Genomic DNA, 24081 nt, shown 5'->3' on the forward strand with positions numbered 1-24081 from the left:
CCTGCGTGCCGTGTCCGGCGTTCACGCCGATGGACCGGACTGTGAGCTTTCGACTACCGGAGGACCGATCGTGGCCCCAGTGAGCATCATCGTGCCCATCTACGACGTGGAACCGTACCTTGAGGCGTGTCTGGAGTCGTTGGTCGCGCAGACCTGGAGTGACATCGAGGTCGTCATGGTGGACGACGGTTCTCCCGACTCCAGCGCGGAGATCGCCGAGGCCTTCGCCGAGCGTGATGACCGGTTCAAGTTGATCCGGCAGGAGAACGGGGGGCTTGGCACCGCGCGCAACACCGGCATAAGGCACGCCACCGGTGATTTCCTCGCCTTCTTGGACAGCGATGACATGCTCCCGCTGACGGCCGTCGAGACGATGGTGTGCAGCCTGCGGGAGAGCGGGTCCGATTTCGTCACGGGCAACGTCCTGCGCTTCAGCGGGCAGGGGGTGCGCCAGTCGGCGATGCACAAGGTGATCTTCGCCGGCTCCGCCAGGCGGACCCACGTGACCGGCGACGAGATCCTGCTCAAGGACCGGCTGGTCACGAACAAGCTGTGGCGCCGCTCCTTCTGGGACGAGCAGGGGCTGAGCTTTCCCGAGGGGGTCCTGTGGGAGGACATCTCCGTCTCCCTGCCCGCCCACTTCATGGCCGGGGCGGTGGACGTGCTGTCCACCCCGGTCTACCTGTGGCGGGAGCGGGAGGGGGAGAGCGTCTCGATCACGCAGAACCGGGGGCACGTCAAGGGGATCGAGGATCGGTTCGCCGCCGTCAACTCGGTGCGGAGCTTCCTCGCCAGCACCGGGCGGGCCCAGCACCTGAAGGCGTGGGACCGGATGGTCCTCGACAGCGACCTGCCGAACTTCCTGCAGGTGCTGGACCAGGCGGGGGAGGAGTTCCGCGAGCGTTTCCTCGACCTGGCGTGCGCCTACCTCGACCAGGCGGGGCCGAAGGTCCTCTCGCTCATCCCCGCGCAGCGCCGGGCGAAGTGGGCTCTCGTACGGGAGCGCCGGATCGGCGACCTCCTCCAGCTGCTGGAGTGGGACAGGACGGTCAAGCCGACCGCCCGCGTCGTCGGCGGCGGCCTGCGCGGGTACCACCTCAACAGCCCCGTGCAGGTCGAGCGGCCGATCACGCGGATGCGCGAGGAACTGGACCTGAGGCAGCGGGTGGACAGCCTGGACTGGAAGGACGACAAGCTGGTCGTCGAGGGCCGGGTCTCGCTGCGCTACCTGCGCCCCCGCAGGCGGATCCAGCAGCACGTCCTCGCCTGGCTGGTGTCCGAGGGCCCCGGGAGCCGCAGGGTCCGGCTCCCGGTCACGATTCGGCGCGGTCTGTCGCTGGTCGACACCGGCCCGCGCAGGCGCAAGGACTGGTGCGGGTTCCGGCTGGCCGTCGACCCGGCCGCGCTTCCGGCGGGCTCGACCTGGCGGATCGACCTGTGCGTGCTGTCCCGGGGCCTCCTGCGCAGGGGCAGGCTGTCCCAGCCGAGCCCGGCCGCGCGGCGGCTGGAGTTCACCGGGCGCGAGTCGGGGACCGTGGCGTGGACGGAGTGGACGCCCGCCGAGGAGTTCAGGCTCCGGGTGGAGCGGCCGGGCGGATGGGTCACCGGCCACCGGGTGGCCGAGGGCAGGCTGCGGATCAGCGGCCGGTGTGACGACGACCTCGGCGCCGCGCCGGCGCTGCGGCTGACCCGGCCGCAGGGCGGCCGCGACCGGCGCTACCCGATGACCGTGACGGACGGCGCCTTCGAGACGGTGATCGACCTCGACGAGGTGCTGTCCGAGCGCTGGCCGGACCTCGACCCGGCCGGCCTGGAGATGAGCGCGCTCAACCCCGGCGCCGAGTGGCACTTCGAGGTCCTCCCGGACAACCCGGAGCGTCCGGAACCCTCGGAAAACCAGGGGCGGGGTCAGGCCAGGCCGCTGCTCGTCGGCCGCGACGTGGAGCGCGGCCTCTACCGGCTCCGCGGCCGCGACGTGGTGCTGGACCGGTCGCAGGCGGGCGGGCTCGTGCTGCGCGAGCAGCGGCCGACGTTCTACGTCGAGCGGGTGGAGTGGACCGACCTGGGCCACCTCAAGGTGACCGGGGCCCCGATGCGCCCGATCGACGGCCCGGCGTGGCTGGTCGTCACCTCGCGCAACCGGCTCAGCGAACGGCTCTTCCCGCTCGACGGCGGCAGCGCCACGGTGACGCCCGAGGGGAGCGACACGCTCGGCGGCCGGCTGCCGCTGCCGGCGGGCACGCACGGCTTCGCGATCCGTACCGGCACCGGCGACATGCGCGTGGAGTTCCGGCTGTCCGCGCCGCTGGAGCACATCTCCGCCACCCGCACCTTCACCTTCGACACCGACCTGATGGACGAGGCCGTCTTCACCGTGAGCGACGACCTGCGCGCCTCGGGCAGGCCCAAGCAGCAGCGGCTGCTGCGCGAGGACTTCTACCCCGCGAGGTCCCGGGAGCCGCTGCGGCCCGCCGTCCTCTTCGACAGCTACGGCGGCAGGCAGTTCTCCGACAGCCCGAAGGCGATCTACGAGGAGCTCGTGCGGCGGGGTGCCGACCTGGAGTTCATGTGGATCGTCAGGGACGGGCAGGTGGAGCTGCCCGAGGGGGTGACGCCGGTCCGGCGGTACGGGCGGGAGTTCTTCGACGCCCTGGCCCGCTGCCAGTACATCGTCACCAACAGCCACCTGCCCTCCTGGTTCGAGCGCAGGGAGGGCCAGACGGTGCTGCAGACCTGGCGCGGCACCCCGCTGAAGCGCATCGGCTTCGACGTCGAGAAGGTGCCGTTCACCCGGTCCGACCACCACGAGCGGCTGGCCAGGGCCGTCGCCAGGTGGAGCCACCTGATCTCGCCCAGTCCCTGGTGCACCTCGGTCCTGGACAGCGCCCTGCGGTTCGAGGGGGAGGTCCTGGAGATCGGCTCTCCCCGCGACGACCTGCTGCGCCGCGCCGGGGCCGCCACGCGGACCCGGGAGATCCGGGAGCGACTCGGCCTGCCCGAGGGCAGGAAGGTCGTCCTGTACGCCCCGACCTGGCGCGACGACAAGTTCTACAGCAAGGGGCGCTACCGGCTCGACCTGCGGCTGGACCTGCGGCACATGGACGAGGAGCTGGGCGGGGACCACGTGCTCATGATCCGCAAGCATCCGAGCGTCACCGACAGGCTGCCCAGGGTCGGCACGGACTTCGTCCTCGACGTCTCGGTGTATCCGGACATCCAGGAGCTGTACCTGGTGGCGGACATGCTGATCACGGACTACTCGTCGGCGATGTTCGACTTCGCGGTGACCGGTAAGCCGATGCTGTTCTACACCTACGACCTGGAGCGCTACCGCGACGAGGTGCGCGGCTTCTACTTCGACTTCGAGGCCGAGGCCCCCGGGCCGCTGCTGCGCACGACCGAGGAGGTCGTGGCGGCCGTACGGGACGCCGACGAGGTGCACGCCAAGTACCGCAAGCCGTACGACGCCTTCACCGCCAGGTTCTGCCCGCTGGAGGACGGCGGCGCGTCGGCCAGGGCCGTGGACCGGATCTTCCGGTGACCACCCGCCCCGCGAGGGCGAAAGGCCGGGGAAGCCCTCCTCGGCCTTTCGCGTCCTCAAAGCCCACGATCTCTGTGGCGCGGGTCGGTCAAGAAGTGGCATGGAGATCTTCTAGTAGTTACAGAGCGTAGATGGGAGGGGACGCCGCGTGGCCATGCTGGAACGCATGAGGGCCTATTCGTTGGACGACGTTCACGCGACCCGGAAACGAAAAGACTCCTGGTGGACCGTTTTCCTGGTCGACCCGGTGGCGTGCAGGCTCACCCTGCTCGTCGCCAACCACACGTCCATCACCCCCAACGGGCTCACCCGCTTCTCCCTGATCCTCGGGATGTGCTCGGCGATCTGCTTCGCGTCCGGACGGCTGGTCGCCGGGGCCCTGCTGTTCTACGTGAGCTTCATGGTCGACTGCATGGACGGGAAGATCGCCCGGCTCAAGGGGACGGGGACCGCGTTCGGGCTCTGGCTCGACTACGTGGGAGACCGGATCAGGGTGGTGTGCTGCGCCGCCGGCCTGGCGTCCGGGCAGTACGTGGCGACGGGGGACGTCTCCTACATCCTGCTCGGCGCCGGGGTGGCCGTGCTCGACCTGTTCCGCTACGTGAACGCGCCGCAGATGAAGCGCGTGCGCGAGGTGGTCAAGGAGAACCGGCTCGGACGCCTGGCGCCCGTCGAGTCCGTGGTGACCGTGGGACACCCCAGGCCCGGGGAGGCGACGGTGGCCGCCGGGCACACCGTCCACGCGGGACACGCCGAGCACGCGGGACACGTCAGGCCCGTCGAGGTCATCACGCCCCGCGAGCCGATGCGCGTCGCCGGGTTCGAGAACCGGGACGAGAACCCGGGCGAGGGCCGGGACGGGAAACGGGCCGGGCGGGGCCCCCGGGGGGGCAGGCGTCCGAAGCTGCCCCGCAGGTTCGGCCGCCTGCTGGCCCGCCACCGGGTGCGGACCCACCTGATCAGCGGCATCGAGTTCCACGCCGCGGTGTTCGTGGTCGCCCCGCTGATCGGGCCGGTCGCCCTGGTGCCCCTCTCGGTCGCGGCGGGTGTGCTGCTTCTGCTGAACGAGGTCGTCCTGATCTATCGAATGTGGCTCTTCGCCCGGGTGGTGCCCGTCATGCCGCTCGTGCAGAAGGCGCCACGCGTATCTGTTTGACCAAGCTTTACGGGGGTTCGTTGTCATGCAGTCCGACCGTCCGATCTTCGTGATCGGTTGTCCGCGTTCCGGCACCACGATGTTGCAGCTGATGCTGCACTCGCACCCACGCATCGCGGTGCCTCCGGAGACACGGTTCGTGGTGCCCGGCTACTACCGCAGGTTCTCCTTCGGGGACCTGCGCGAGGAGCGCAACCGGCGCAGGGTCGGCCGGTGGATCGTGAGCGACAAGGACACCAAGTTCAAGGAGCTCAAGCTCGACGGGGACAGGCTGATCGACGACATCGTCGCGGGGCCGCCCACGCTGGGGTCGGCGATGGGCATCACCTTCCGCTCGTACGCCGAGCAGTACGGCAAGAGCCGCTGGGGTGACAAGCGGCCCAGCTACTACCACCACGTGGACCTGCTGACGCGGCTGTTCCCCGACGCCCAGTTCGTGCACCTGATCAGGGACGGCCGCGACTGCGTGGCGTCGCTGAAGGAGATGCCCTGGTACACCAAGGACGTCTTCCACGCGGCGGTCAACTGGAGCGAGGCGATCGACTACGGCCGCCGGCACGCCAAGAGGCTCCCCGCCGACAGCTACTACGAGCTGCGCTACGAGGACCTGACGGCCTACCCGGAGACCGAGCTGAGCAAGCTCTGCGACTTCCTGGGCGAGGACTACGACCCGGCGATGACCGAGCCGTACCACGTCGCCAGGGTGGCGATCCCGCAGCACAAGGTCTGGCACAGCAACACCCACGGCGACGTCACGACCGCGCGGGCGGGCTCGTGGAAGGCCAGGCTGGAGCCCTGGGAGATCTCGGTGTGCGAGACCGTGCTGGCCGACCGGCTCACCGCCAACGGCTACGAGCTGAGCGGCGCGCCCAAGGCGAGCAAGGCCCACGTCCAGGCGTGCGAGAAGGCGGCGTCCAAGCGGCGCTGGGCGCGCAGGCGCAAGGAGATCCGCGACCGCATCAACCGGTTCCGCGAGCCCAGCCCGGTGGCCGCGCGGCTCACCAGCCGGCAGCTCGGCGAGCTTGCGAAGGTCTGACATGACGTCCGATCGCCCGATCTTCGTCCTGGGCTGTCCCCGTTCGGGGACGACGATGCTGCAGCTGATGCTGCACGCCCACCCGCGCGTCGCCATCCCGCCGGAGACCCGGTTCATGGTCTCCACCTACCAGCGCCGGCTCCAGTTCGGCGACCTCAACGCCGCCGAACGCCGGCGAGAGCTGGGCGAATGGGTGGTCGACCGGCGCCAGACGCGCTTCCACGAGCTGGATCTGGACCGCGACGACGTGCTGGAGCAGATCGTCGACGGGCCGCCGACGCTCGGCTCCGCGCTGGGCATCGTGCTGCGCGCGTACGCGGCCAGGCACGGCAAGCCGCGCTGGGGCGACAAGCGGCCCTCGTACTTCCAGTACACCGACGTGCTGCTGCGGCTGTTCCCCGACGCCCAGTTCGTGCACCTGATCAGGGACGGCCGCGACTGCGTGGCGTCGCTGAAGGAGATGCCCTGGTACAACGGGAGCGTCTACAGCGCGGTGTGCGCCTGGGCCGAGGCGATCGACTTCGCCCGGCACGGCGCGCCGAAGCTCCCCGAGGGCAGTTACCACGAGCTGCGCTACGAGGACCTGACCGCGGAGCCCGAGGCCCACCTGCGCAGGCTGTGCGAGTTCCTCGGCGAGGACTTCGACCCCGCCATGTGCGATCCGGGCGCGGTGGCCGACATCGCCGTACCCGCGCGCAAGACCTGGCACGCGCGCACCTTCGGCGAGGTGACCACCGTGCGGACCGGCTCGTGGCGCGACCGGCTCGACCCCGGCGAGGTCTCGCTGTGCGAGAGCGTGCTCGGGAACCGGCTGGAGACGTACGGGTACGAGCTCACCGGCGCGCCGAAGGTCGAGACCTCGCGGATGGTCTCCTACGAGCGGACCGCGGCCAAGCGGAAGCTGGCCCGCGTCAAGCGGGTCACGTTCGACCGGCTGATCCGGCTCCGCGAGCCGAACCCGCTGGGGGCACGGCTCACCTCCGCCCAGATCGTGCTGGCGGGAGTGCCGCTGCCGCGCAACGAGCCCGTCGCGGTCAACGGGTGACCGGTCCGACCGGCCCGCGGCGAACCGGTGGGGACCGGCGGGTGACCCGCTGAGCACGAGCCCGTGCCGCTCAGCGGGTGACCTGCTCGAACAGCGCCTCCCACCGGTCCAGGACGCGGTCCGGGCGGAACGCCTCGACGTGCGCGCGGGCGGCGGCTCCCAGCCGCCGCCGCTCCTCGGCCGAGGCCATCAGCCCGGCCAGCGCGGCGGCGAGCGCGGTCACGTCGGCCGGGGGCACCAGCACCCCGGTCCGCCCGTCCAGGACGAGTGACCTGAGCCCGCCCGACACGTCGAACGCCACCGAGGGCACCCCGTAGGACGCCGCCTCGCCGACCACCAGGGGCAGCCCCTCGTGCTCGCTGGACAGCGCCAGCACCGACCCGCCCAGGTACTCGTCCCCCATCAGGGCCGCGGGCACCGCGCCGCGGAACACCACCCGGTCGCTCACCTCGCACGCGGCCGCGTGCGACAGGAGCCGCCCCCGCTCGACCCCCTCGCCGATCAGGTGCAGCTCCCAGTCCTCACCCGCCGCGCGACGGGCCTCCACGAGCTCCGGGTGATCTCCGGCACCTCCGGGACCCGGCCGGCCGCACGCCTCCGCGAAGGCCGAGATCAGCCGGTCGAACCGCTTCACGCCCTCCAGCCTGCCGACCCCGAGCACCCGGCGGGCGGTCAGGTCCGCGGTCCGCGACGGCCAGGCGGGCAGCGGGTTCGGGATGGACCAGGTGTTGGGCAGCAGGGCGTGCTCGGAGAACAGCCACGCGTCCTCCTCGCTGAGGAACACCGCCTTCTCCAGGGTGGCGTAGTGGCCGCGGACCGAGCCGAGGTGCCAGGATCCCCGCGCGTGCTCGTACGAGCCGTGGTACTGCCCGATCGGCAGCAGTCCCTCGGGCAGCAGGCCCCCGATCCGGGCGACCACGCTGGGCGAGGCGAGCACCGCGAACCCCGGCCCCACCTCCCGCAGCAGCCTGCCGAGCGCCCGCCGCTCGCGGCGCCTGCCCAGCCGCGAGAGCCTTCCCACCGGAGTGCGGTGGATGACATGGCTGGTGTAACGCGGCCTTTCCACATAACGGAACGGCTTCTCCGCCCGGTGCAGCCCGACCACGTGCACCTCGCGGCCCCGCTCGGCCAGGCCCTGCGCCATGGTGTGGGTGACCCGCTGGACGCCGCCCAGGGTGTCGGCGTCCATGCACGCGAACACCACCGCCCCGGTGTGCCCGCCGCTCACCGCGGCCGTCCCGGCAGTGACAGGCGGCTCAGCTGCCGCGCCCCGGCGGGGCGGAGGGCCTGGACGTGGGAGCCTTCGAAGAAGGCGTCCACCACCTTCGCCGCGGCGTGGCCCTTCTCGTCGGCGCACCACGTCCTGCGGAACGCGATGTACCTGGAGGCGAACGACGCCGTCAGCCCCTCGAGGTCGCGCAGCGCCTCGATCAGCTCCTCGGTCGTGGTCAGGCAGGGGCCGGGGGCGATCGCGGGCAGGTCGTGATAGACCCCGCGTTCCACCCTGCGGTACTCGTCCCAGTCGTCGATCAGGAACAGCATCGGCCGTCCGGTGACCGCGTAGTCGCACATCAGCGACGAGTAGTCGGTCAGCAGCGCGTCCGAGAGCAGCATCAGGTCGTTGACCTCCGGATAGGACCCCGCCTGCCGGACGAAGTGGCGCAGGTGCTCGGGCACCTCGAACCGCTCGACCGGGTGGGTCCGCAGGACCACCGTCCAGTCGCCCGCCAGGGCCTCGGCCATCGCGGCGAGGTCGGCCCTGACCGACCGCCCGGACCCCTTGGCCCGGTCGCGGTAGGTGGGGGCGTACAGCAGCACCCTGGACCAGTGCGGGATCTCCAGCGCCTCCCTCGCCCGTCTGACCGCCTTTTGGTCGCCGTGCACGAGCACGTCGCAGCGGGGCGAGCCGTGCCGCAGCAGCCGCCCCCGGTAGCCGTTGGAGGGGACGAAGACCCGCTCGAACTCGGCGCTGGGCGAGACCAGCGCGTCCCAGCGGTCCACCGCGGCCCGCCAGGTCGCCCTCGGCCCGTCGAAGTCGGCGCGCAGGTCGGGCGCGTCGAAGCCGACCGACTTGATGCCCTGGCCGTGCCAGGTCTGCAGGTAGCGGGTGCCGGGCGGTTTCGGATAGGCCAGCGGCATGCCGTGGCTGTCGACCCAGTAGCCCGCCCTGGCCATGGTCCAGACGTGGCGCCAGCTCATCCGCCGCACCAGCCTGACGCCGGGGGGGAAGTCCCCGCGCGTCCCGGCGGCCGACCACACCACCTTCAGCGGCGTGTTCCGCCGCCTGAGCTCCTCGTAGATGTAGCGCGGGTTCCCGGTGTATCCGGTGCCGACGTCGGACTCGAACAGGGCCAAGTTTCCGCGCGGCGGCATCACGGAGATCAGCCCCTTGTAGACGCGGAGCTTCACCTCCGGCCCGCCCAGCTGCCGCAGCAGACGGGTGGCGGCCCGCTTGAGCCGGGGCAGCTGCCGCAGCAACCCCTGGCGGCGCCAGAGCACCCGCAGGAACGCGGCGGTCCCCTCCGCCTTGACGACGACCTCGTGCCACAGGATGGTCGTACCGAACGGCGCGGTGCGCGGGTCGACGAGCAGCCGGTCGGAGGTGACCCGCCCGTCGGGGTTGACGATCTCGACCACCGGGTCGTAGCGGCCCTCGAAGCCCAGGCGGCCGTGGCGGATCGCGGTGAGGTCGATCGTCGCCTCACTCGGGTAACCGCCGTCGCCGTCCGGCGCGCGCGGTTCCAGCCGTACCCGATGGTTCCTGAACCGCAGGAACGCGGTCCAGCCGGGCGTGGCGGCGAGCACCCCGAACGGGTCGTACGTCGTGATCGCCAGCGTGATCAGCGAGCCCTCCCCGGTGACGACCGCCTCGTGGCGCAGCCGGGAGGCGCTGTAGGGGAGCTCGGCCATCCGGAGCGAGGTGATCTCCCGCCTCTCGTCGGCGACGGCGCCCCAGTAGGTGCGCCCGCCCTCCCGTACGGCGACGCGCGGCGGGGCCTTCGGCCCGTTCAGCGACCGGGCGGCCACCAGGAGCTCGTCGGGCCTGCCGTCGAGGATGAAGCTGCAGCAGACCCGCAGGAGCGGGTCGACCGTCTCGAACACCACCGGGTCGAGCTCCGCGAGGTAGGGGTGGATCACCGAGACGAACTCCTCGATCCACGCCGGATCGCGCGAGGGCAGCGGGTTGAGGTAGACCCGCAGGTCCTGGCGGATGAAGCGGCGCTGCCGCTCGTGCACCAGGTCGCCGAGGCCGCCGAGGCCGCTGTCCCGCAGGATGTCGTCGCTCAGCCGGGCCGCCCTGATCCTGGAGCGGACGTTGGCCATGTCCGTCAGGCACAGCGAGATCGACAGCCGCTCGTCGCTCTCCGCCGAGGCCCGGTGCCAGAGGTAGACCACCCAGGGGACCACGGCGAACCGCCGCGCCGCGCAGTACAGGGCGGTGCTGAAGACGTGGTCCTCGTAGTGCATGTCCTCGCGGAACGGCACCCGCCGCAGCAACTCGGCCCGGTAGAGCTTGTTGGTGCTGAAGGAGTCGAGGAACATCTCCGGCTCCCTGGCGATGCCCTCCACCGTCCTGCGCCTGGTGAACAGGGCGGGGTAGTAGCGCGCGGTCTTCCCGGTCTGCTCGTACAGCCGCGCGATCTGCCCGGTGACGAAGTCCGCGCCGGTCCGCTCGATCTCCAGCAGCATGCTCTTGCAGGCGTGTCTCGTCAGCTCGTCGTCGCTGTCCAGGAACATCACGTACGGCGCCCGCGCCGCCGCCACCCCCCTGTTGCGCGGCACCCCGCAGCCGCCGCTGTTGACCTCCCCGCGCAGGTAGCGGACCCTCGCGTCCCTGCGCTGCAACTCCCTGGCCACCTTCCCCGTGCCGTCGGTGCTCGCGTCGTCCGCGATGATCACCTCGATGTTGCGCAGGGACTGCCGGAGCACGGACCGCACGGCCCTGGCCAGCCGCGCGGCATCGTTGTAGGTGATGACCACAACGCTGCATTCCGGGATATTGATCACGATCCGAGGTATTCCCGAGAAAAAGTAGTCAGTTGTCCTACTTGTTCACTGATGACACTGTTTTTGGGGTTGTGTGAAAGTCAGGGAAACAGGTCGGCGCGGTGCTCGGGAAGGCGGACGGCGGGGGAGCGCGGGCGGGTGAGAGAACAGGGAAGGGTGGGGTGACCGGCGGCAAGAAGGGATGTCCTGTCCTTCCGGCATCACTGTTTCCGACGCGGCCTCGGTGGCCGACCGGTCGGACGACGCCGAGAGGTGCGTCTACCGATGATCGCGGGCCGCGCTCCGGCGGCTAGTGCCGCAGGGCGCGGCGGATCAGCCAGGCGAGCAGGACGATGCCCGCCAGGGCGGCGACCAGGGGGGCGACGCGCTTGAGCAGCGGCAGGCCCGCCACCTCCAGAAGGTTCAGGGCCTCCTCGTCGGGGCTGAGCGAGGTGCGCGAGGTGCCCGCGGGGTGGCTCTGGCGGGACTCCTCCTTCTCGCCGATGGCGAGGCCGGGCGGCGTCGGCACCGCGCTGAGGTGACGCTCCGGCCCGTCCGGGACGCCGGGGCCGTTCAGGTCCTCCGGGCCGCCGGGGCCGCCCAGTCCGGACGCCGCACCATGGTCCGTGCCGCCGGAGGCCGTCGTGCCCTCGTGGCCTCCCGGGCCGTGCCCCGTCGAGCCCGCCGGGCCGGGGAACGCCGAGCCGGTGGTGCCGGGGCTCTCCTGGCCGGAGGCCGTCGAACCCGCGGGACCGGCGGACGCGGCGGGTGTGGCGGACGCGGCCGTGGAGTCGACGGACTCGCGTGAATCGTCGGAATCGCCGGCATCGGCGGGGCGCGCCGGTCCGGGACCCCAGGTCTCCGAGATCGCCGGAACGTCGTCCGGCCCCGTGAACGCCGGTTCCCGCTTCGCGCTCGCGTTCCAGCCGCCCACGCCGGCCGTCCCCGAGACCGTCTCGGCGGCCGTCTCCACGCCGGGACCCTCGCCCAGCAGGCGGGAGATGCCGGCCGCGAACCTGTCGACCAGCTTCTCGCCGACCTCGGTCATCACGCCCCGGCCGAACTGGGCCGGGCGGCCGGTCACGTCGAAGGAGGTGTCGACGGTGACCCGGGTGTGCGGGCCCTGCGGGTGCAGGCGCGCGACGACCGTGGCACCCGCCGTGCCCGGACCCCTGGCCTCCTTGCCGGTGGCCCTGAGGGTCATGGAGTGGGTGTCCTCGTCCACCTTCTCGAAGGCGACCCGGCCCTGGTACGTCACCGTGATCGGCCCGATCCTCATCTTCATCCGGCCGGTGAAGGAGTCACCCTCGACCTTGTCCACGGCGGCTCCGGGCAGGCAGGGCGCGATCCGCTCGACGTCGAGCAGCACCGGCCACGCCTGGTCGACAGGTACGGGAACCGTGAACTCGTGCTCGAATCGCATCGCCATCGCTGCGCTCCTCACCGGTCGGCCGCTGTCGCGACATTACGACTACACGGGGGCGTACTGCCAGTATGCCGCCCTGAACCCCGGCCGGACCTCCTGCGACGGTCCGTGTCCGCACTCCAGTTCGGTGCCCGCTCCCTGGTACTGCCCTCGTTGGCGGGGACGATGCGCCCATCGCGCCGCGCCCTCAGACCGGCGGGTTGTGGCGGGAGTACTCAGCAAGCCTCCAGCGGAGCGGGACGGCTCCCCGTACGCGGACGATCCGGTCCACCTCGAAGCGGACCAGCCGCTGCGCGCCCGGGACGTTCCCCGGATCCCAGTCGACGTGGGCACGCCCGGTCAGGTGCAGGGCGCCGCCGCTCTCCCAGTCGAGGAAGAGCAGGCCGCAGCCGTCGTCCAGCTCCAGGTTTCCCAGCGTCATGTACATGGAGTTGCCGACGTAGTCCGGCCAGACCAGCCGCCGGTCGTCCACCACCCGGACGAACCCGGGGTTGCCGCCCCGGTGTGACAGGTCGGCGCCGAGACCGGGCGCGGAGGTGGCGACGAAGAACGTGTCGGCGCCCTCGATCCACGCCCGGTCGTCGTCGCCGAACACCGTCCCCGAGGAGAAGCCGGCGGAGCCGAGGGAGTCGGTGGATCCGGTCGATCCGGGGGAGCGGGTGGCGGGCTCCGCCGGTTCCGCGACGATCTCCCGCGCCTGGATGTACTTGGGACAGTTGGCGTACGCCTGCTCGGTACGGACGATCAGCCGCCCGCCCTCCCGCGAGACCGTGCCGTTGACCCGCATCCTGCGCCTGCTCGCCGGCTCGATCGCGAGCATCCCGATCTTGCCCCCGTCCAGCCCCGCCAGCGGGTCGTGCTCGCCGGGAACCGCGTCGATCACGACCGTCCGCTCGTCCGGCGCCCGGGCGAAGCCCTCGGGCCCGGTCAGGGCGGACGCCCACAGGAGCCCGTCCCGCCCCGCCGCCCCGATCAGCAGCATCCGCTGCCGCCCCAGGAACTCGGCCGCCACCGCCGGGATCTCCGGCCGGGTCCTGGCCGAACCCAGCGCCACCGCGCGCACCCCGGCCCTCCGCTGAACCGCGAGCTCTCCTGCGTGCTCCACGGTCGTTTAGAAGAAGCCGCAGGTGGGAGCGGCGGTCACCGGCACAGGGGAACCTTCGGCGCCGGTGGGCGCGTAGATCTCCAGCCGGATCCCGTCCGGGTCCTCGAAGAACACGCCGCCCGAGGACGCGCCCTCGCGGTGCGCCACCACGCCGTCGTGGTGGAGCGTGGCGTCGGCCTCCCTGATCGCGGTCTCGGCCCGGCGGACCGTCTCGATGTCCGGAACCTGGAAGGACAGGTGGTGCAGGCCGGGCAGGCCGGTGGCGAAGCGGCCCTCGCTCTGCTGCCAGAGGGTGAGCACCAGCGTGCCGTCGAGGCCGAGGAAGGCGTACCGGCGGCCCGCCTCGCCGGACTCGCCGAGGACCTCGAAGCCGAAGATCTTCACGTAGAAGTCCCTGGACCTGTCGAGGTCGGAGACGTTGAGGCCGACGTGGCCGGTCTGGAAGGTCATCTGGTCTCTCCCTTCAGGCTTTCTAACGGCTCGTTCCGTTAGTCTGGCCGCAGGGTAAATCTAATGCATAATAATCATTTTTCCCATTATAAATATGTGATGTAAATCACACTGGTGGGAATCCAGGCGTGAGATCCGCCGGTCGGGGCGTGAAAAGGGGAGAACCGGCCGGGCGGGGTCAGCCGTCGCGGTGCTGGTGGTAGTGGCGGGCCGCGCGGGCCCGGTTGCCGCAGCCGACCGAGCACCACTCCTGCCGGGCGTGCTCCTTGAGGAAGTAGAGCACGCAGCGCGGCGCGGGGCAGGTGCGGAGCCGCTCGCGCCGGGGTCCGGCCAGCAGTTCGATCGCCGACGTCGCCAGGGCCGCCCGGATCCGCGCCGACTCCGTGGCCCCGTCGCTCGGGACGGTCCGTGCGCGGGGAGCGTCGCCGGCGGGCCACTCCAGCCGCGCGGCCAGCGGCACGGCCAGCGCCGCGGCGTTGACCAGGTCGAGCGACTCGGCGAACCCCGGGAGCCGGTGCGCGTCCGCGCCGCTCGCGGGACCCGGCTCCACCGCCCTGGCGAAGAGCGCCCGCACGGCCTGCCGCAGCTCCACCACCTCGCGCCGCAGCTCCTCCGAGGCGAGGAAGCCCGGGTCGATCCCCAGCTCGGCGGCGTGCGCCCGGCCCCACGCGGTCATGCCCTCGACGTCGGCGAGCGTGTCCGTCAGACCGGCCCGCGTCGCGCGGACGGTGCTGACGAACTCCAGGGCCGACATACTCCGACCCTAATGCCTGATCTGGTCTTTTGCCGTGAGGTCCTGCCGTCGCCGGTGACCGCCGGCGGCACCCGCCACCGGCCCGCCGGGACGGAACACCTAGCGCCGGATGGCCTTGGCCAGGATGGCGACCAGGCCCGCGAAGCCCAGGCCGCTCACCAGGACCATGAGCATGACCAGCGGCTGGACGGACGGCTCGCTGATGAAGACGATGCCGGCCGCGATGAACACCACCCCGCTGAGCAGGGCCATCCAGTCGGTGCGGTGCACGCGGCGGCGCTCGGTCCTTTCGACGTCAGGCCGCACGGCGCACCTCCACGTCCCCGAGGCCGGCCTTGATGTTCAGCACGATGGTGGCCACATCCCCTTCGGGGAGCACCTCGGGCTCCAGGATCTTGTTGTGCTGGATGTCGGCCCCGCCCTCCACCGCATGGTCGATCTTGACGTCGCCGAACCTGGTGGAGCCGTTCACCTCGACCCTGGCCGTCGGGGGCAGGATCACCCTTATCTCGCCGACCGAGACCGAGGCGTTCACGACGGTCCGCGAGCCGGGGGGCAGGGCCAGGTCGCCCAGGTCGAGACTGCCCTCTCCCACGTCCACCGAGTAGGTGCGCGCCACCTCGGACAGGGCGGTGGGCCGCCAGGTGTAGTCGCCGAACTTCTTCGGCACGCCGCCCAGCGTGGACCCCGCGATCAGGGCGAGCGACAGGACGGTGCCGGTCGCGACCAGCCCCGCCCCCCGGCCGAACCAGGTGGCGACCAGCAGGCCGGCGCCGATGACGACGAGTACCGCGCCGCCGGCGACCGTCATGTTGACCGATCCCGAGGCGGACTGGATCGCCACGATGATCCCTCCAACGATGATGGCCAGGAAGATGGTGATGCTCCCGACGAGCGATCCGCGCCGCCGCGGCCTGGGCGGCGCCGTCACCGTCCCCAGGTACGCGGACGGGTCGTAGGGGAGGTACGGCTGCTGCCGTCTCCGGGGATCCAGAGGCTGGTAGGGGCCGTAGGGCGAGAAGGGCTCGCCGGAGGAGTCGAACAACGGCCTCGCGGCGCCGTACGGGCTCGGCGGGGTGTCCCGCGGCCCGTGTTGCGGCGGTCCGACGGGGCCCGGGGGCATGCCCGGCGCCTGCCCGGCACGGTTCTCGAAGGCGGGCATGGGCCGGGTTCCGGAGGCGGGCGGCGGGACCGTCGCCGATCCCGGGCCGGCCGCGGGCGCGTACGGTTCCGCGACCGTCTCGGCGGCCGGAGAGGTGGCGGCGTGGGCGACCGGATCCCGCTCGCCGACGGGGCGCTGCCCGGCGGCGCCCGGCGTGTGGGCGGGCGAGCCGGGCCACCGGCCGGCCGGGGACGAGGACGGGGCGCGGTGCCTGCGCAGCCGGTCGGGCAGCGACCTCGCCACGGCCAGCAGGTCGACCCCGCGGGAATGGGCGGCGAGCAGGGCGATGGCGAACACCGTGCCGACCACGACCGTGCCGGTGCCGATGCCGTCCGAGGAGACGTTGACGATCAGTCCGAGGGCGAACAGGCCGGTCAGCAGGGTCAGGACCGTCTCGCCGTCGAAGTCGCGCCGGATCCACTGCTCCAGGTAGCCGGGGCCGCCGTCGGTCTCGCGCATCAGCAGGAACGCCGCGATGTAGAGCATGATGCCGATCCCGGAGCCGAGCACCAGCACCGCGAAACCGACCCGGAGCACCACGGGATCGATCCGGGCGTATCTCCCCAGGCCGGCGCAGACACCCGTGAGCATGCGCCCCTCGTTGCTGCGCCTCAGGTCGCGCCTCTCGAAGTCGCGCTCCTCGAAGGGGGAGGAGGCGGACGGCGAGCTCGCCGGATCCTGGGCCCGCCCGGTGTCGTTCATGTTCCTCATCGTGGCCTTTCCCGGCCCATGACGCATCCGGGAGACCCCTGAGTCGTCCCGGAGAGGGCAGGTCTCTCTCAGGGTCGCTTCAGGGGAACGCCTGATGCACTGGCAGGCTGGTTCATGTGACGATGCTGACGATATGGCTGACCGACAGACAGTTCGCGACGCGGCGCCCGTGACCTCCGACGACGCCCCCTTCCCCCGCCTGGTGAGACCGGTGGAGGGGCGGCTGGTCGCCGGGGTGGCCCAGGGTGCCGCCGCCCAGCTCCGGCTCGACCCGGTCGTGCTGCGGCTGGCCTTCGTGCTGCTCACCGTCCTGGACGGGTTCGGAGCCCTGGCGTACGCCGCCCTGTGGATGTTCACCCCGCGCGAGCCGTACGAGGGCAGGGAGCCGGGGAGGGACTGGAGCCAGTTCACCGCGTACGCCGCGATCGGGCTGGCGCTGATGGCCCTGGGCTGGCTCACCGGCACCTCGGGTGCCGGGATCGGGGCCTGGCCGATCGCCGTGGGCGGTATCGGCTCGCTGATCCTGTGGCAGCAGGCCGACCCCGACCGGCGGCAGCGCTGGATGAGCAACACCGTCGGGCAGGTCCGCCAGAACCGGGTCCGCACCTTCCTCGGGCTCGTGCTCGTCGTGGTCGGCGCGATCGGCTTCCTGGTGGCCAACGACGAGCTGGGCAGCGCGCGTCCGGGCATCGTGTTCACCCTGGTGGTCGTGGGCGGTGTCGCGCTGATCGCGGCGCCCTGGCTGGCCGCCCTGTGGAAGGAGCTGCAACGCGAACGCCGCGAGCGCATCCGGCAGGAGGAACGCGCCGAGGTGGCCGCGCACGTGCACGATTCGGTGCTGCACACCCTGACGCTCATCCAGCGCAACGCCCAGGACCCGCGCGAGGTGATGCGGCTGGCCCGCTCCCAGGAGCGTGAGCTGCGCAACTGGCTCTACCAGCCCCAGCAGGACGCCGACGCGTCGGTGGCCGCGGCCGTGCGGCGGGTCGCGGCCGAGGAGGAGGACGCGCACGGGGTGCCGATCGAGGTCGTCTGCGTCGGCGACGGCCCGCTCACCCCCGAGCTCTCCGCGATGATGCAGGCCGCGAGGCAGGCGATGGTCAACGCCGCGAAATACTCCGGGTCCGAGGTCGTCTCCGTGTACGCCGAGACGGAACCGGATGAGGTCACCGTCTTCGTCCGGGATCGGGGGATCGGGTTCGACATGGACGATGTGCCCGAGGATCGTATGGGTATCCGCCAGTCGATCATCGGCAGGATGGAGCGCCACGGGGGCAGCGCCCGTGTGCGGACCGAGCCCGGCGAGGGCACGGAAGTGATGCTGACCATGAAGCTGGAGAAGACGTGAGCGGCGAGCGAGCCACGACGCGGCGAGCCGGGGCCCCGCCCCCGGGATCGCGGCGGGCTGGAGAGCGGATCTCGGGATCACCCTCGGGATCGCGACGAGCAGGAGAGCGGCCCTCGGGACCGCGAGGGGAAGAAGTCCGATGAGTGTGGTGAAGGTCCTGATCGTCGACGACCACCGTCTGTTCCGCTCCGGCGTGCGGGCCGAGCTGGGCGACTCCATCGAGGTGATCGGGGAGGCCGAGGACGTGGAGTCCGCGGTCAAGGCGATCGCCGCGCTGGGACCCGACGTGGTCCTGCTCGACGTGCACATGCCCGGCGGCGGCGGCCAGGAGGTGCTGCGCCGGGTGCTCGGCTCCGGTTCCACGGTCCGCTTCCTCGCCCTGTCGGTCTCCGACGCGGCGGAGGACGTCATCGGCGTGATCCGGGGCGGTGCCAGGGGATACGTCACCAAGAACATCAGCGGGCGCGAGCTCACCGACGCCATCCGCCGGGTGGCCGAGGGCGACGCGGTCTTCTCCCCGAGGCTGGCCGGGTTCGTGCTGGACGCGTTCGCCTCCAGCGAGGCCCCGCCGATCGACCCCGAGCTCGACTCGCTCACCCAGCGCGAGCGCGAGGTGCTGCGGCTGATCGCCCGCGGTTACGCGTACAAGGAGATCGCCAAGGAGCTGTTCATCTCGGTGAAGACCGTGGAGACCCACGTCTCGTCCGTGCTGCGCAAGCTGCAGCTTTCCAACCGTCACGAGCTGTCCCGCTGGGCCACGGCGCGGCGCCTGGTCTGAATCCCCGGCGTCCACGGCATCCTCACCTCGCGGACTTCTGTACGAGCAGTTACTTCTGTGCGACTCTGCGAAGTATGGGACGCGATGTACCTGCGATGGTGTTCAGCCGCGAGGACCGGCGGCGCTACCGGGACAAGGTCCGCCGGTGCCTTGACGTCTTCGCGCAGATGCTGCGCGAGTCCAGGTTCGAGTTCGACGAGCCCAGGGCCGGGCTGGAGATCGAGCTCAACCTCGTGGACGAGCGCGGCGAGGCCACCATGAAGAACATCGAGGTGCTGGAGGCCATCGCCGAGCCCGACTGGGCCACCGAGCTGGGCCAGTTCAACGTGGAGATCAACGTCCTGCCCGAGTCCCTGGAGGGGGACGGCGCGGTCCGGCTGGAGAAGGTGATCAGGGACCGGCTCAACCACGCCGAGGAACGGGCCCGTACCGTCGGCGGGCACATGGTGATGGTCGGGATCCTGCCCACGCTGCGAGAGGGCGACGTGCACGAGGGCACGCTGTCGGCCAATCCCCGCTACAAGCTCCTCAACGAGCAGATCTTCGCGGCCAGGGGCGAGGACCTGCACCTGTCGATCGAGGGCGAGGAGTTCCTGGAGGCCTACGCCGACAGCATCACCCCCGAGGCCGCCTGCACGAGCCTCCAGCTCCACCTCCAGGTCAGCCCCGAGGCGTTCGCCGCCAACTGGAACGCCGCCCAGGCCATCGCGGGTCCCCAGGTGGCGCTGGCGGCCAACTCCCCGTTCCTGTTCGGCCGCAGGCTCTGGCAGGAGACCAGGATCCCGCTGTTCGAGCAGGCCACCGACACCCGCCCGGTGGAGCTGAAGACCCAGGGGGTGCGGCCCAGGGTGTGGTTCGGCGAGCGGTGGATCACCTCGGTCTTCGATCTCTTCGAGGAGAACGCCCGCTACTTCCCCGCGCTGCTGCCCCTGTGCGACGACGAGGACCCGCGCGAGGAGCTGGCGCGCGGCGTCACCCCGCGGCTCGGCGAGCTGACCCTGCACAACGGCACCGTCTACCGGTGGAACCGGCCGGTCTACGCGGTCGTGGACGGCACCCCGCACCTGCGGGTGGAGAACCGGGTGCTGCCCGCCGGGCCCTCGGTGGCGGACGTCGCCGCCAACGCCGCCTTCTACTACGGGCTCATGCGCGTCCTCCCGTACGCCGAACGCCCGGTCTGGACGCGCATGTCGTTCGCCGCGGCCGAGGACAACCTGCACGCCGCCGCCCGGTACGGCCTGGACGCCCGGCTGTTCTGGCCGGGGCTCGGCGAGGTGGTCGCGTCGGAGCTGGTCCTGCGCCGCCTGCTGCCGCTCGCCTACGAGGGACTCGACCTGTGGGGAGTGGACCCCGGGGCCAGGGACCGGCTGCTGGGGATCGTCGAGCAGCGCTGCCTGACGGGCACGACCGGGGCGAGCTGGCAGATCGACGCGGTGAACGCGCTCGGCGACCTCGACAGGCACGAGGCGCTGCGCCGGATGACCCTGCGCTACATCGAGAACATGCACACCAACGAGCCCGTCCACACCTGGCCGTCCCCGTGAGACCGCGGCCGAGATCGTTTCCGGGACCGCAGCCTGAGCCGCCCGAGCCGCCGGAACGCCCGCGACGCCGGTGGGGTCGCCGCTGCGAGGGCTGACGGGGCCCGCCGGGTCTCCCCGGCCTCCGCGCCGGCCGGTCCCCGGTCGCGCCGATCCCTCGCGCGGGGCCGCGGACTCCGTCACGATGGGACCATGAGAGCGTTCTCCTTTTTCCTGGCCCTGGTCCTGGCGGCCGTCACCGCCTGCGGGAGCGTGGGGGAGGGCACGGAACCGGAGGCCGGACCCACCGGCGGGCAGGCCACGCCCGGCGCGCGGGGGCAGACGTTCGAGTCGGACGTCGAGCTGGCCAGGGAGCTCACCGAGGCCTACTGGAAGCAGACCTTCGCAGCGGCCGGGCTGACCTACCGCCCGGTCACCGCGTTCGTCGCCTACCAGGGAGAGAACGGGCCCGACTGCGGCGGGCGGCCGTCGGTGCCGAACAACGCCTTCTACTGCTCGGCGGGACACTTCATCGCCTACGACGAGACGTGGATGAACGAGCTCTACGAGCGGATGGGCGACGGCTCGGTCTACGTGATCATTCCGCACGAGTTCGGGCACGCGGTGCAGGCGCAGCTGAACACCGCGTTCCGCCTGAACATCGAGCAGGAGCTCCAGGCCGACTGCTACGCCGGGGGAACCCTGGGGGCGCTCGTCAAGGGCGGCTCGCTGCAGACCGAGCCCGGCGACGAGGACGAGCTCCTGATCAACCTCGCCGCGGCGGGCGACCCCACCGACGACTGGCTGCGCCCGGACGCCCACGGCACGGCGGGCCAGCGCCAGGAGCTGTTCGCCAAGGGATACAACCAGGGGACGACCGCCTGCTGAGGCCGCGACGCGGGCGCCGGAGCGGGCCACGAGGGTGCCGGAGCGGGCCACGAGGGTGCCACGAGGTGGCACCGGGGCGCCGGGGCGCCGCGGGAGTGTCGCGGGGGTGGCGCGCCACCGGAGTACGCCGCGATGAGTACGGGTGAATCCGCCGAGAGGCTGATGTCCCGCCGCCGAGGTCCACCTAGTCTGGCTGGGGACGCCGGGCCACCAGGGGGCGATGTCATGCGGACGACGGTGCGGGACATCGGCTGGGCCGCGCGGGGTGCCTGCGGTACGAGCGACCCCGAGCTGTTCTTCCCGCTGACGCAGTCGGCCGAGCACGAGGCGCGGGCGAAGGCGGTCTGCGAGCGGTGCCCGGTGCTGAAGGAGTGCCGGGCCTACGCGCTCCGCGCGGCCGAGCCCGAGGGGATCTGGGGCGGCCTGACGGTGCGGGAACGCCGTCTCCTGCGCTTCCCCACCGGCTGGCGCCAGGCCGCCGCGGGCTGAGCTCCGATCGCGTAGCCTCGAACCGGATTCGAGGGGATCCCGAAGATCACGGTCCCCGGCGCGGCCCGGCACGCGGGGCGCGAGACGGTGTCCGAGGGAGTCGTGGGCGGTCGTGGGCATGGAGCGCGAGCCGGGGCGAGCCGCGTGCGCCGGACCCGAGGCGGTGCCCGGTGTGTCCGCGGGCGTGCAGGCGGGCGCGGTGGCCGTGCTGGTGGCGGCCAACGTGCTCAACAACCGCGTGGCGCCGAGGCTGGCGCCGCTGACCTCGGCCGCGGCCACCGGCGCGCTGGTCGTCATGGCCCGCCGTTCCGGGCTCTCCTGGGCCGAGCTGGGATTCCACCGGCGCGCGCGGGGCCTGCGGATCGGCGGCGCGCTCGTCTCCGCCGTGGCCGCGGCCTACACGGCGGGCGTCGCCGTCCCGGCCACCCGCCGGTTCTTCCGCGACGAGCGCGCCCTGTCCCTGTCCCGCGCCCGCGCGCTGGAGGAGGCCCTGCTCCAGGTGCCGGTCGGCACGGTCCTGCTCGAGGAGGTCGGTTTCCGCGGGGTGCTGCACGCCCTCGTCGCCCGCTCCCACGGCCACGGTACGGCGACCGCGGTCTCCTCGGTTCTCTTCGGCCTCTGGCACATCCTGCCCGCCGTCGACATGATGGCCGCCAACCCCGCCCTGAGCCGCCTGGCCGCGGGGGAGACCCTCGACGCCCCGGCCGCCCGTGATCCCGGCACGGAGGGCACGGGGAGCGGACCCGGGGGCGGGCCGGGGAGCGGGCACACCCCCGGCGCCCCGGACACGCCCACCGGAACGGACGCGCAGGGCACACCGGGCGTGTCCGGGGTGCCCGAGGTGCCCGAGGCGCCCGGAAGGGCGCCCGCGTGGCAGGTGGCGCGCGTCGTGGCCGGGTCGGTGATCACGACGGGCCTGGCCGGGGTGCTCTTCACCGAGCTGCGCAGGAGGGGAGGCCTGGCCGCTCCGGCGATGTTCCACGTCGCGACCAACTCCCTGGGCTATCTCTTCGCCCGCCTGGCCCCGCCGGAGAGGTCCGTCCCGGGCCGCTGACCGTCGCCGAAGCGGCCGCGGGCGGCGAGCTCGATCGTGACGACCACGGCCACCGCCTCCGCGGCCAGCAGCGCCACCAGCACGACGAGCTGCACCACTCCGGCCTGGAGCGGGCCGGCCCCGCCCAGGAGCATCCCCACGAAGGCGCCGGGAAGCGTGACCAGGCCCACGGTTCCCGTCTGGTCCAACGCGGGCACCAGCGCCTGCGCCGCGGCCGGGCGGCAGATCTCCAGCGCCGCGTCCCGCTCGGAGAAGCCCAGCGAGAGCGCCGCCTCCACCTCGCCGCGCCGGTGGGCCAGCTCGTCCAGAGCCCGCCGTCCGGCGAGGGCCGTGACCGTCAGGCACCCGCCCAGCAGGATGCCCGCGACCGGGATCAGCGTGATGCCCAGCGGCGGGACGACGCCGCTGCCGAACAGCAGCGCCAGGACCGGCAGGGTCCCGGCCGCGATGGGCGCCGCGGCCCACCGGACGGCGGAACCCGAGGTGATCCTGCGTCCCGCGGTCACGCTCGCCACCCCGTACATGACCAGCACGAAGACCGCCACCGCGAGCGCGTGCTCGACGGCCCACACGATGACCAGGGATACCGCGCCGAGCTGGGCGGCGGCGCGCAGGCACGCCACGAGCACCGCGGGCGCGTGCCCGAGGCGGCCGAGCCGGGCGACGGCGGCGGCTCCGACGGCCAGCAGGAGGACGACGACGGCGGTGGCGAGGGACAGATCGATGCTGTTCAACGGCGCGGACCTCCCGGCGGGTGCCTTCCAGGTTTCCAGGTCCCCGGCGGCGACCGCGAGGAGGGCCCGGTTCCTCCCGCCGGGTGCCCCTCGGACTCCCGGCGGGAGCGGTGGTCCGGTCGTGGCCCGTCCCCCGGCGGCGCTCTTCGGACCCTCGGGAGGATCAGGCGGTGGGAACCCGCTGGAAGGCCTCGACGTAGCGGCCCTCGCCGAAGCCCGCCTCGACGGCGATCTGCGAGAAGCGGCCCCGCAGGAAGCTCTCGAAGTCCTCCAGGTGGCCGATCTGGCTGGCGTGGGCGCGCAGGGCGGCGAGCTTGCGGTCGAAGGTGTCGGTGACGTCCACGTGGTGGTCGGGCGTCGGGCCGCCGTTGAGCCACACCTCGCGGACGGTCCACGCCTCCAGCCCCTCGTCGAGCAGCAGCGACGGGAAGGTGTACGGGTTGCGCGCGTCGGGGTAGACGGCGTCGAGGGCACAGCCGCCGACCGCGCGGTGGTCGGGGTGGCTGGGGGCGATGAACCGGTGGTTGCGCTCGGGGCTGTGGGTGATCACCAGGTCGGGCCTGACCTGCCGGATGACCCGGGTGATGTCACGCCGCAGCTCCAGGCTCTGCACCACGGTCCCGTCGTGGTGGCCGAGGTAGCGCACGTCGGTCACGCCGACGGCCTTGGCGGCGTTGGACTGCTCGGTCCTGCGCAGCTCGGCCATGCCGCCGTTGTCCAGCTCGCGGTCGAAGCCGCCCGCGTCACCGTCGGTGACCACGCAGTAGGTCACCTCGACGCCGCGATCGGTGAACAGCGCGATCGTGCCCGCGGCGGCGAAGTCGACGTCGTCGGGGTGTGCGGTGACCGCCAATACGCGGTTGATCTCGTTCTCGGGCAGCATGAGAAGACCTTTCC

At 72.2% G+C, this 24081-nt stretch carries 20 protein-coding genes; 10 read left to right on the plus strand and 10 right to left on the minus strand.

Annotated elements, in window-relative coordinates; translation table 11 throughout:
• The first annotated feature begins 79 nt into the window (after positions 1–79).
• The 4 genes from ACVCAG_RS17715 (at position 80) to ACVCAG_RS17730 (ending at position 6778) form a co-directional block, all read left to right on the plus strand.
• Entirely contained in the window at positions 80–3541 is a 3462-nt protein-coding gene (locus ACVCAG_RS17715; protein ID WP_440082874.1) for a CDP-glycerol glycerophosphotransferase family protein, read from the plus strand.
• 166 nt (positions 3542–3707) lie between these two features.
• A complete protein-coding gene (locus ACVCAG_RS17720) occupies positions 3708–4697 on the plus strand; it encodes a CDP-alcohol phosphatidyltransferase family protein (protein ID WP_440082875.1) in 990 nt (329 codons plus the stop codon).
• Positions 4698–4722: 25 nt separating this feature from the next.
• Positions 4723–5733 carry a sulfotransferase gene (locus tag ACVCAG_RS17725; protein ID WP_440082876.1) on the plus strand — a complete coding sequence of 337 codons (1011 nt, stop codon included), beginning with the start codon at positions 4723–4725 and terminating at the stop codon, positions 5731–5733.
• 1 nt (position 5734) lies between these two features.
• The gene (locus ACVCAG_RS17730) at positions 5735–6778 is read left to right on the plus strand and encodes a sulfotransferase (RefSeq protein ID WP_440082877.1); all 1044 of its coding nucleotides are present in this window, start codon (positions 5735–5737) and stop codon (positions 6776–6778) included.
• A gap of 70 nt (positions 6779–6848) precedes the next feature.
• Here ACVCAG_RS17730 and ACVCAG_RS17735 read toward each other — a convergent pair whose 3' ends face one another.
• The 8 genes from ACVCAG_RS17735 to ACVCAG_RS17770 all read right to left on the minus strand — a co-directional run bounded on the left by ACVCAG_RS17735 (position 6849) and on the right by ACVCAG_RS17770 (position 16364).
• The gene (locus tag ACVCAG_RS17735; protein WP_447190041.1) at positions 6849–8006 is read right to left on the minus strand and encodes a glycosyltransferase; all 1158 of its coding nucleotides are present in this window, start codon (positions 8004–8006) and stop codon (positions 6849–6851) included.
• Positions 8003–10786 (minus strand): bifunctional glycosyltransferase/CDP-glycerol:glycerophosphate glycerophosphotransferase, encoded by a 2784-nt coding sequence (locus ACVCAG_RS17740; protein WP_447190042.1) that lies wholly within the window; start codon positions 10784–10786, stop codon positions 8003–8005. Before ACVCAG_RS17740 ends, ACVCAG_RS17735 begins: the two co-directional genes overlap by 4 nt.
• Before the next feature lie 289 nt (positions 10787–11075).
• Positions 11076–12194: an SRPBCC domain-containing protein gene (locus ACVCAG_RS17745; protein ID WP_440082880.1), complete on the minus strand. Its 1119-nt coding sequence runs from the start codon at positions 12192–12194 to the stop codon at positions 11076–11078.
• Positions 12195–12378: 184 nt separating this feature from the next.
• On the minus strand, positions 12379–13296 hold the full coding sequence (locus ACVCAG_RS17750) for a pyridoxamine 5'-phosphate oxidase family protein (protein WP_447190043.1): 918 nt from the start codon (positions 13294–13296) through the stop codon (positions 12379–12381).
• A gap of 6 nt (positions 13297–13302) precedes the next feature.
• Complete coding sequence (locus ACVCAG_RS17755; RefSeq protein ID WP_447190044.1) at positions 13303–13746, minus strand: VOC family protein; 444 nt, start codon at positions 13744–13746, stop codon at positions 13303–13305.
• A gap of 178 nt (positions 13747–13924) precedes the next feature.
• The gene (locus ACVCAG_RS17760; protein WP_440082883.1) at positions 13925–14500 is read right to left on the minus strand and encodes an ABATE domain-containing protein; all 576 of its coding nucleotides are present in this window, start codon (positions 14498–14500) and stop codon (positions 13925–13927) included.
• A 99-nt stretch (positions 14501–14599) separates the two neighbouring features.
• On the minus strand, positions 14600–14806 hold the full coding sequence (locus ACVCAG_RS17765; protein WP_440082884.1) for a hypothetical protein: 207 nt from the start codon (positions 14804–14806) through the stop codon (positions 14600–14602).
• Complete coding sequence (locus ACVCAG_RS17770; protein WP_447190045.1) at positions 14796–16364, minus strand: PspC domain-containing protein; 1569 nt, start codon at positions 16362–16364, stop codon at positions 14796–14798. Before ACVCAG_RS17770 ends, ACVCAG_RS17765 begins: the two co-directional genes overlap by 11 nt.
• 142 nt (positions 16365–16506) lie before the next feature.
• Here ACVCAG_RS17770 and ACVCAG_RS17775 point away from each other — a divergent pair, with 142 nt between their 5' ends.
• The 6 genes from ACVCAG_RS17775 to ACVCAG_RS17800 all read left to right on the plus strand — a co-directional run bounded on the left by ACVCAG_RS17775 (position 16507) and on the right by ACVCAG_RS17800 (position 22450).
• Positions 16507–17721, plus strand: coding sequence for a PspC domain-containing protein (locus ACVCAG_RS17775; protein ID WP_440082886.1), 1215 nt, complete (start codon positions 16507–16509; stop codon positions 17719–17721).
• Between the two features lie 139 nt (positions 17722–17860).
• Positions 17861–18499: a response regulator transcription factor gene (locus ACVCAG_RS17780; protein ID WP_350943408.1), complete on the plus strand. Its 639-nt coding sequence runs from the start codon at positions 17861–17863 to the stop codon at positions 18497–18499.
• 74 nt (positions 18500–18573) lie between these two features.
• Complete coding sequence (locus tag ACVCAG_RS17785) at positions 18574–20043, plus strand: glutamate-cysteine ligase family protein (RefSeq protein ID WP_440082887.1); 1470 nt, start codon at positions 18574–18576, stop codon at positions 20041–20043.
• Positions 20044–20232: 189 nt separating this feature from the next.
• The gene (locus ACVCAG_RS17790) at positions 20233–20907 is read left to right on the plus strand and encodes a neutral zinc metallopeptidase (RefSeq protein ID WP_440082888.1); all 675 of its coding nucleotides are present in this window, start codon (positions 20233–20235) and stop codon (positions 20905–20907) included.
• A gap of 225 nt (positions 20908–21132) precedes the next feature.
• The gene (locus ACVCAG_RS17795) at positions 21133–21396 is read left to right on the plus strand and encodes a WhiB family transcriptional regulator (protein WP_440082889.1); all 264 of its coding nucleotides are present in this window, start codon (positions 21133–21135) and stop codon (positions 21394–21396) included.
• A gap of 118 nt (positions 21397–21514) precedes the next feature.
• Complete coding sequence (locus tag ACVCAG_RS17800) at positions 21515–22450, plus strand: CPBP family glutamic-type intramembrane protease (RefSeq protein ID WP_440082904.1); 936 nt, start codon at positions 21515–21517, stop codon at positions 22448–22450.
• Here the strand turns inward: ACVCAG_RS17800 and ACVCAG_RS17805 are convergent.
• Both ACVCAG_RS17805 and ACVCAG_RS17810 read right to left on the minus strand, forming a co-directional pair.
• The gene (locus tag ACVCAG_RS17805) at positions 22399–23184 is read right to left on the minus strand and encodes an ABC transporter permease (protein ID WP_440082890.1); all 786 of its coding nucleotides are present in this window, start codon (positions 23182–23184) and stop codon (positions 22399–22401) included. The two genes, ACVCAG_RS17800 and ACVCAG_RS17805, sit on opposite strands and share 52 nt — an antisense overlap.
• Positions 23185–23347: 163 nt before the next feature.
• On the minus strand, positions 23348–24067 hold the full coding sequence (locus ACVCAG_RS17810) for a PIG-L family deacetylase (protein WP_440073319.1): 720 nt from the start codon (positions 24065–24067) through the stop codon (positions 23348–23350).
• Positions 24068–24081: the final 14 nt, after the last annotated feature.

It is taken from the genome of Streptosporangium sp. G12 (assembly GCF_052983175.1).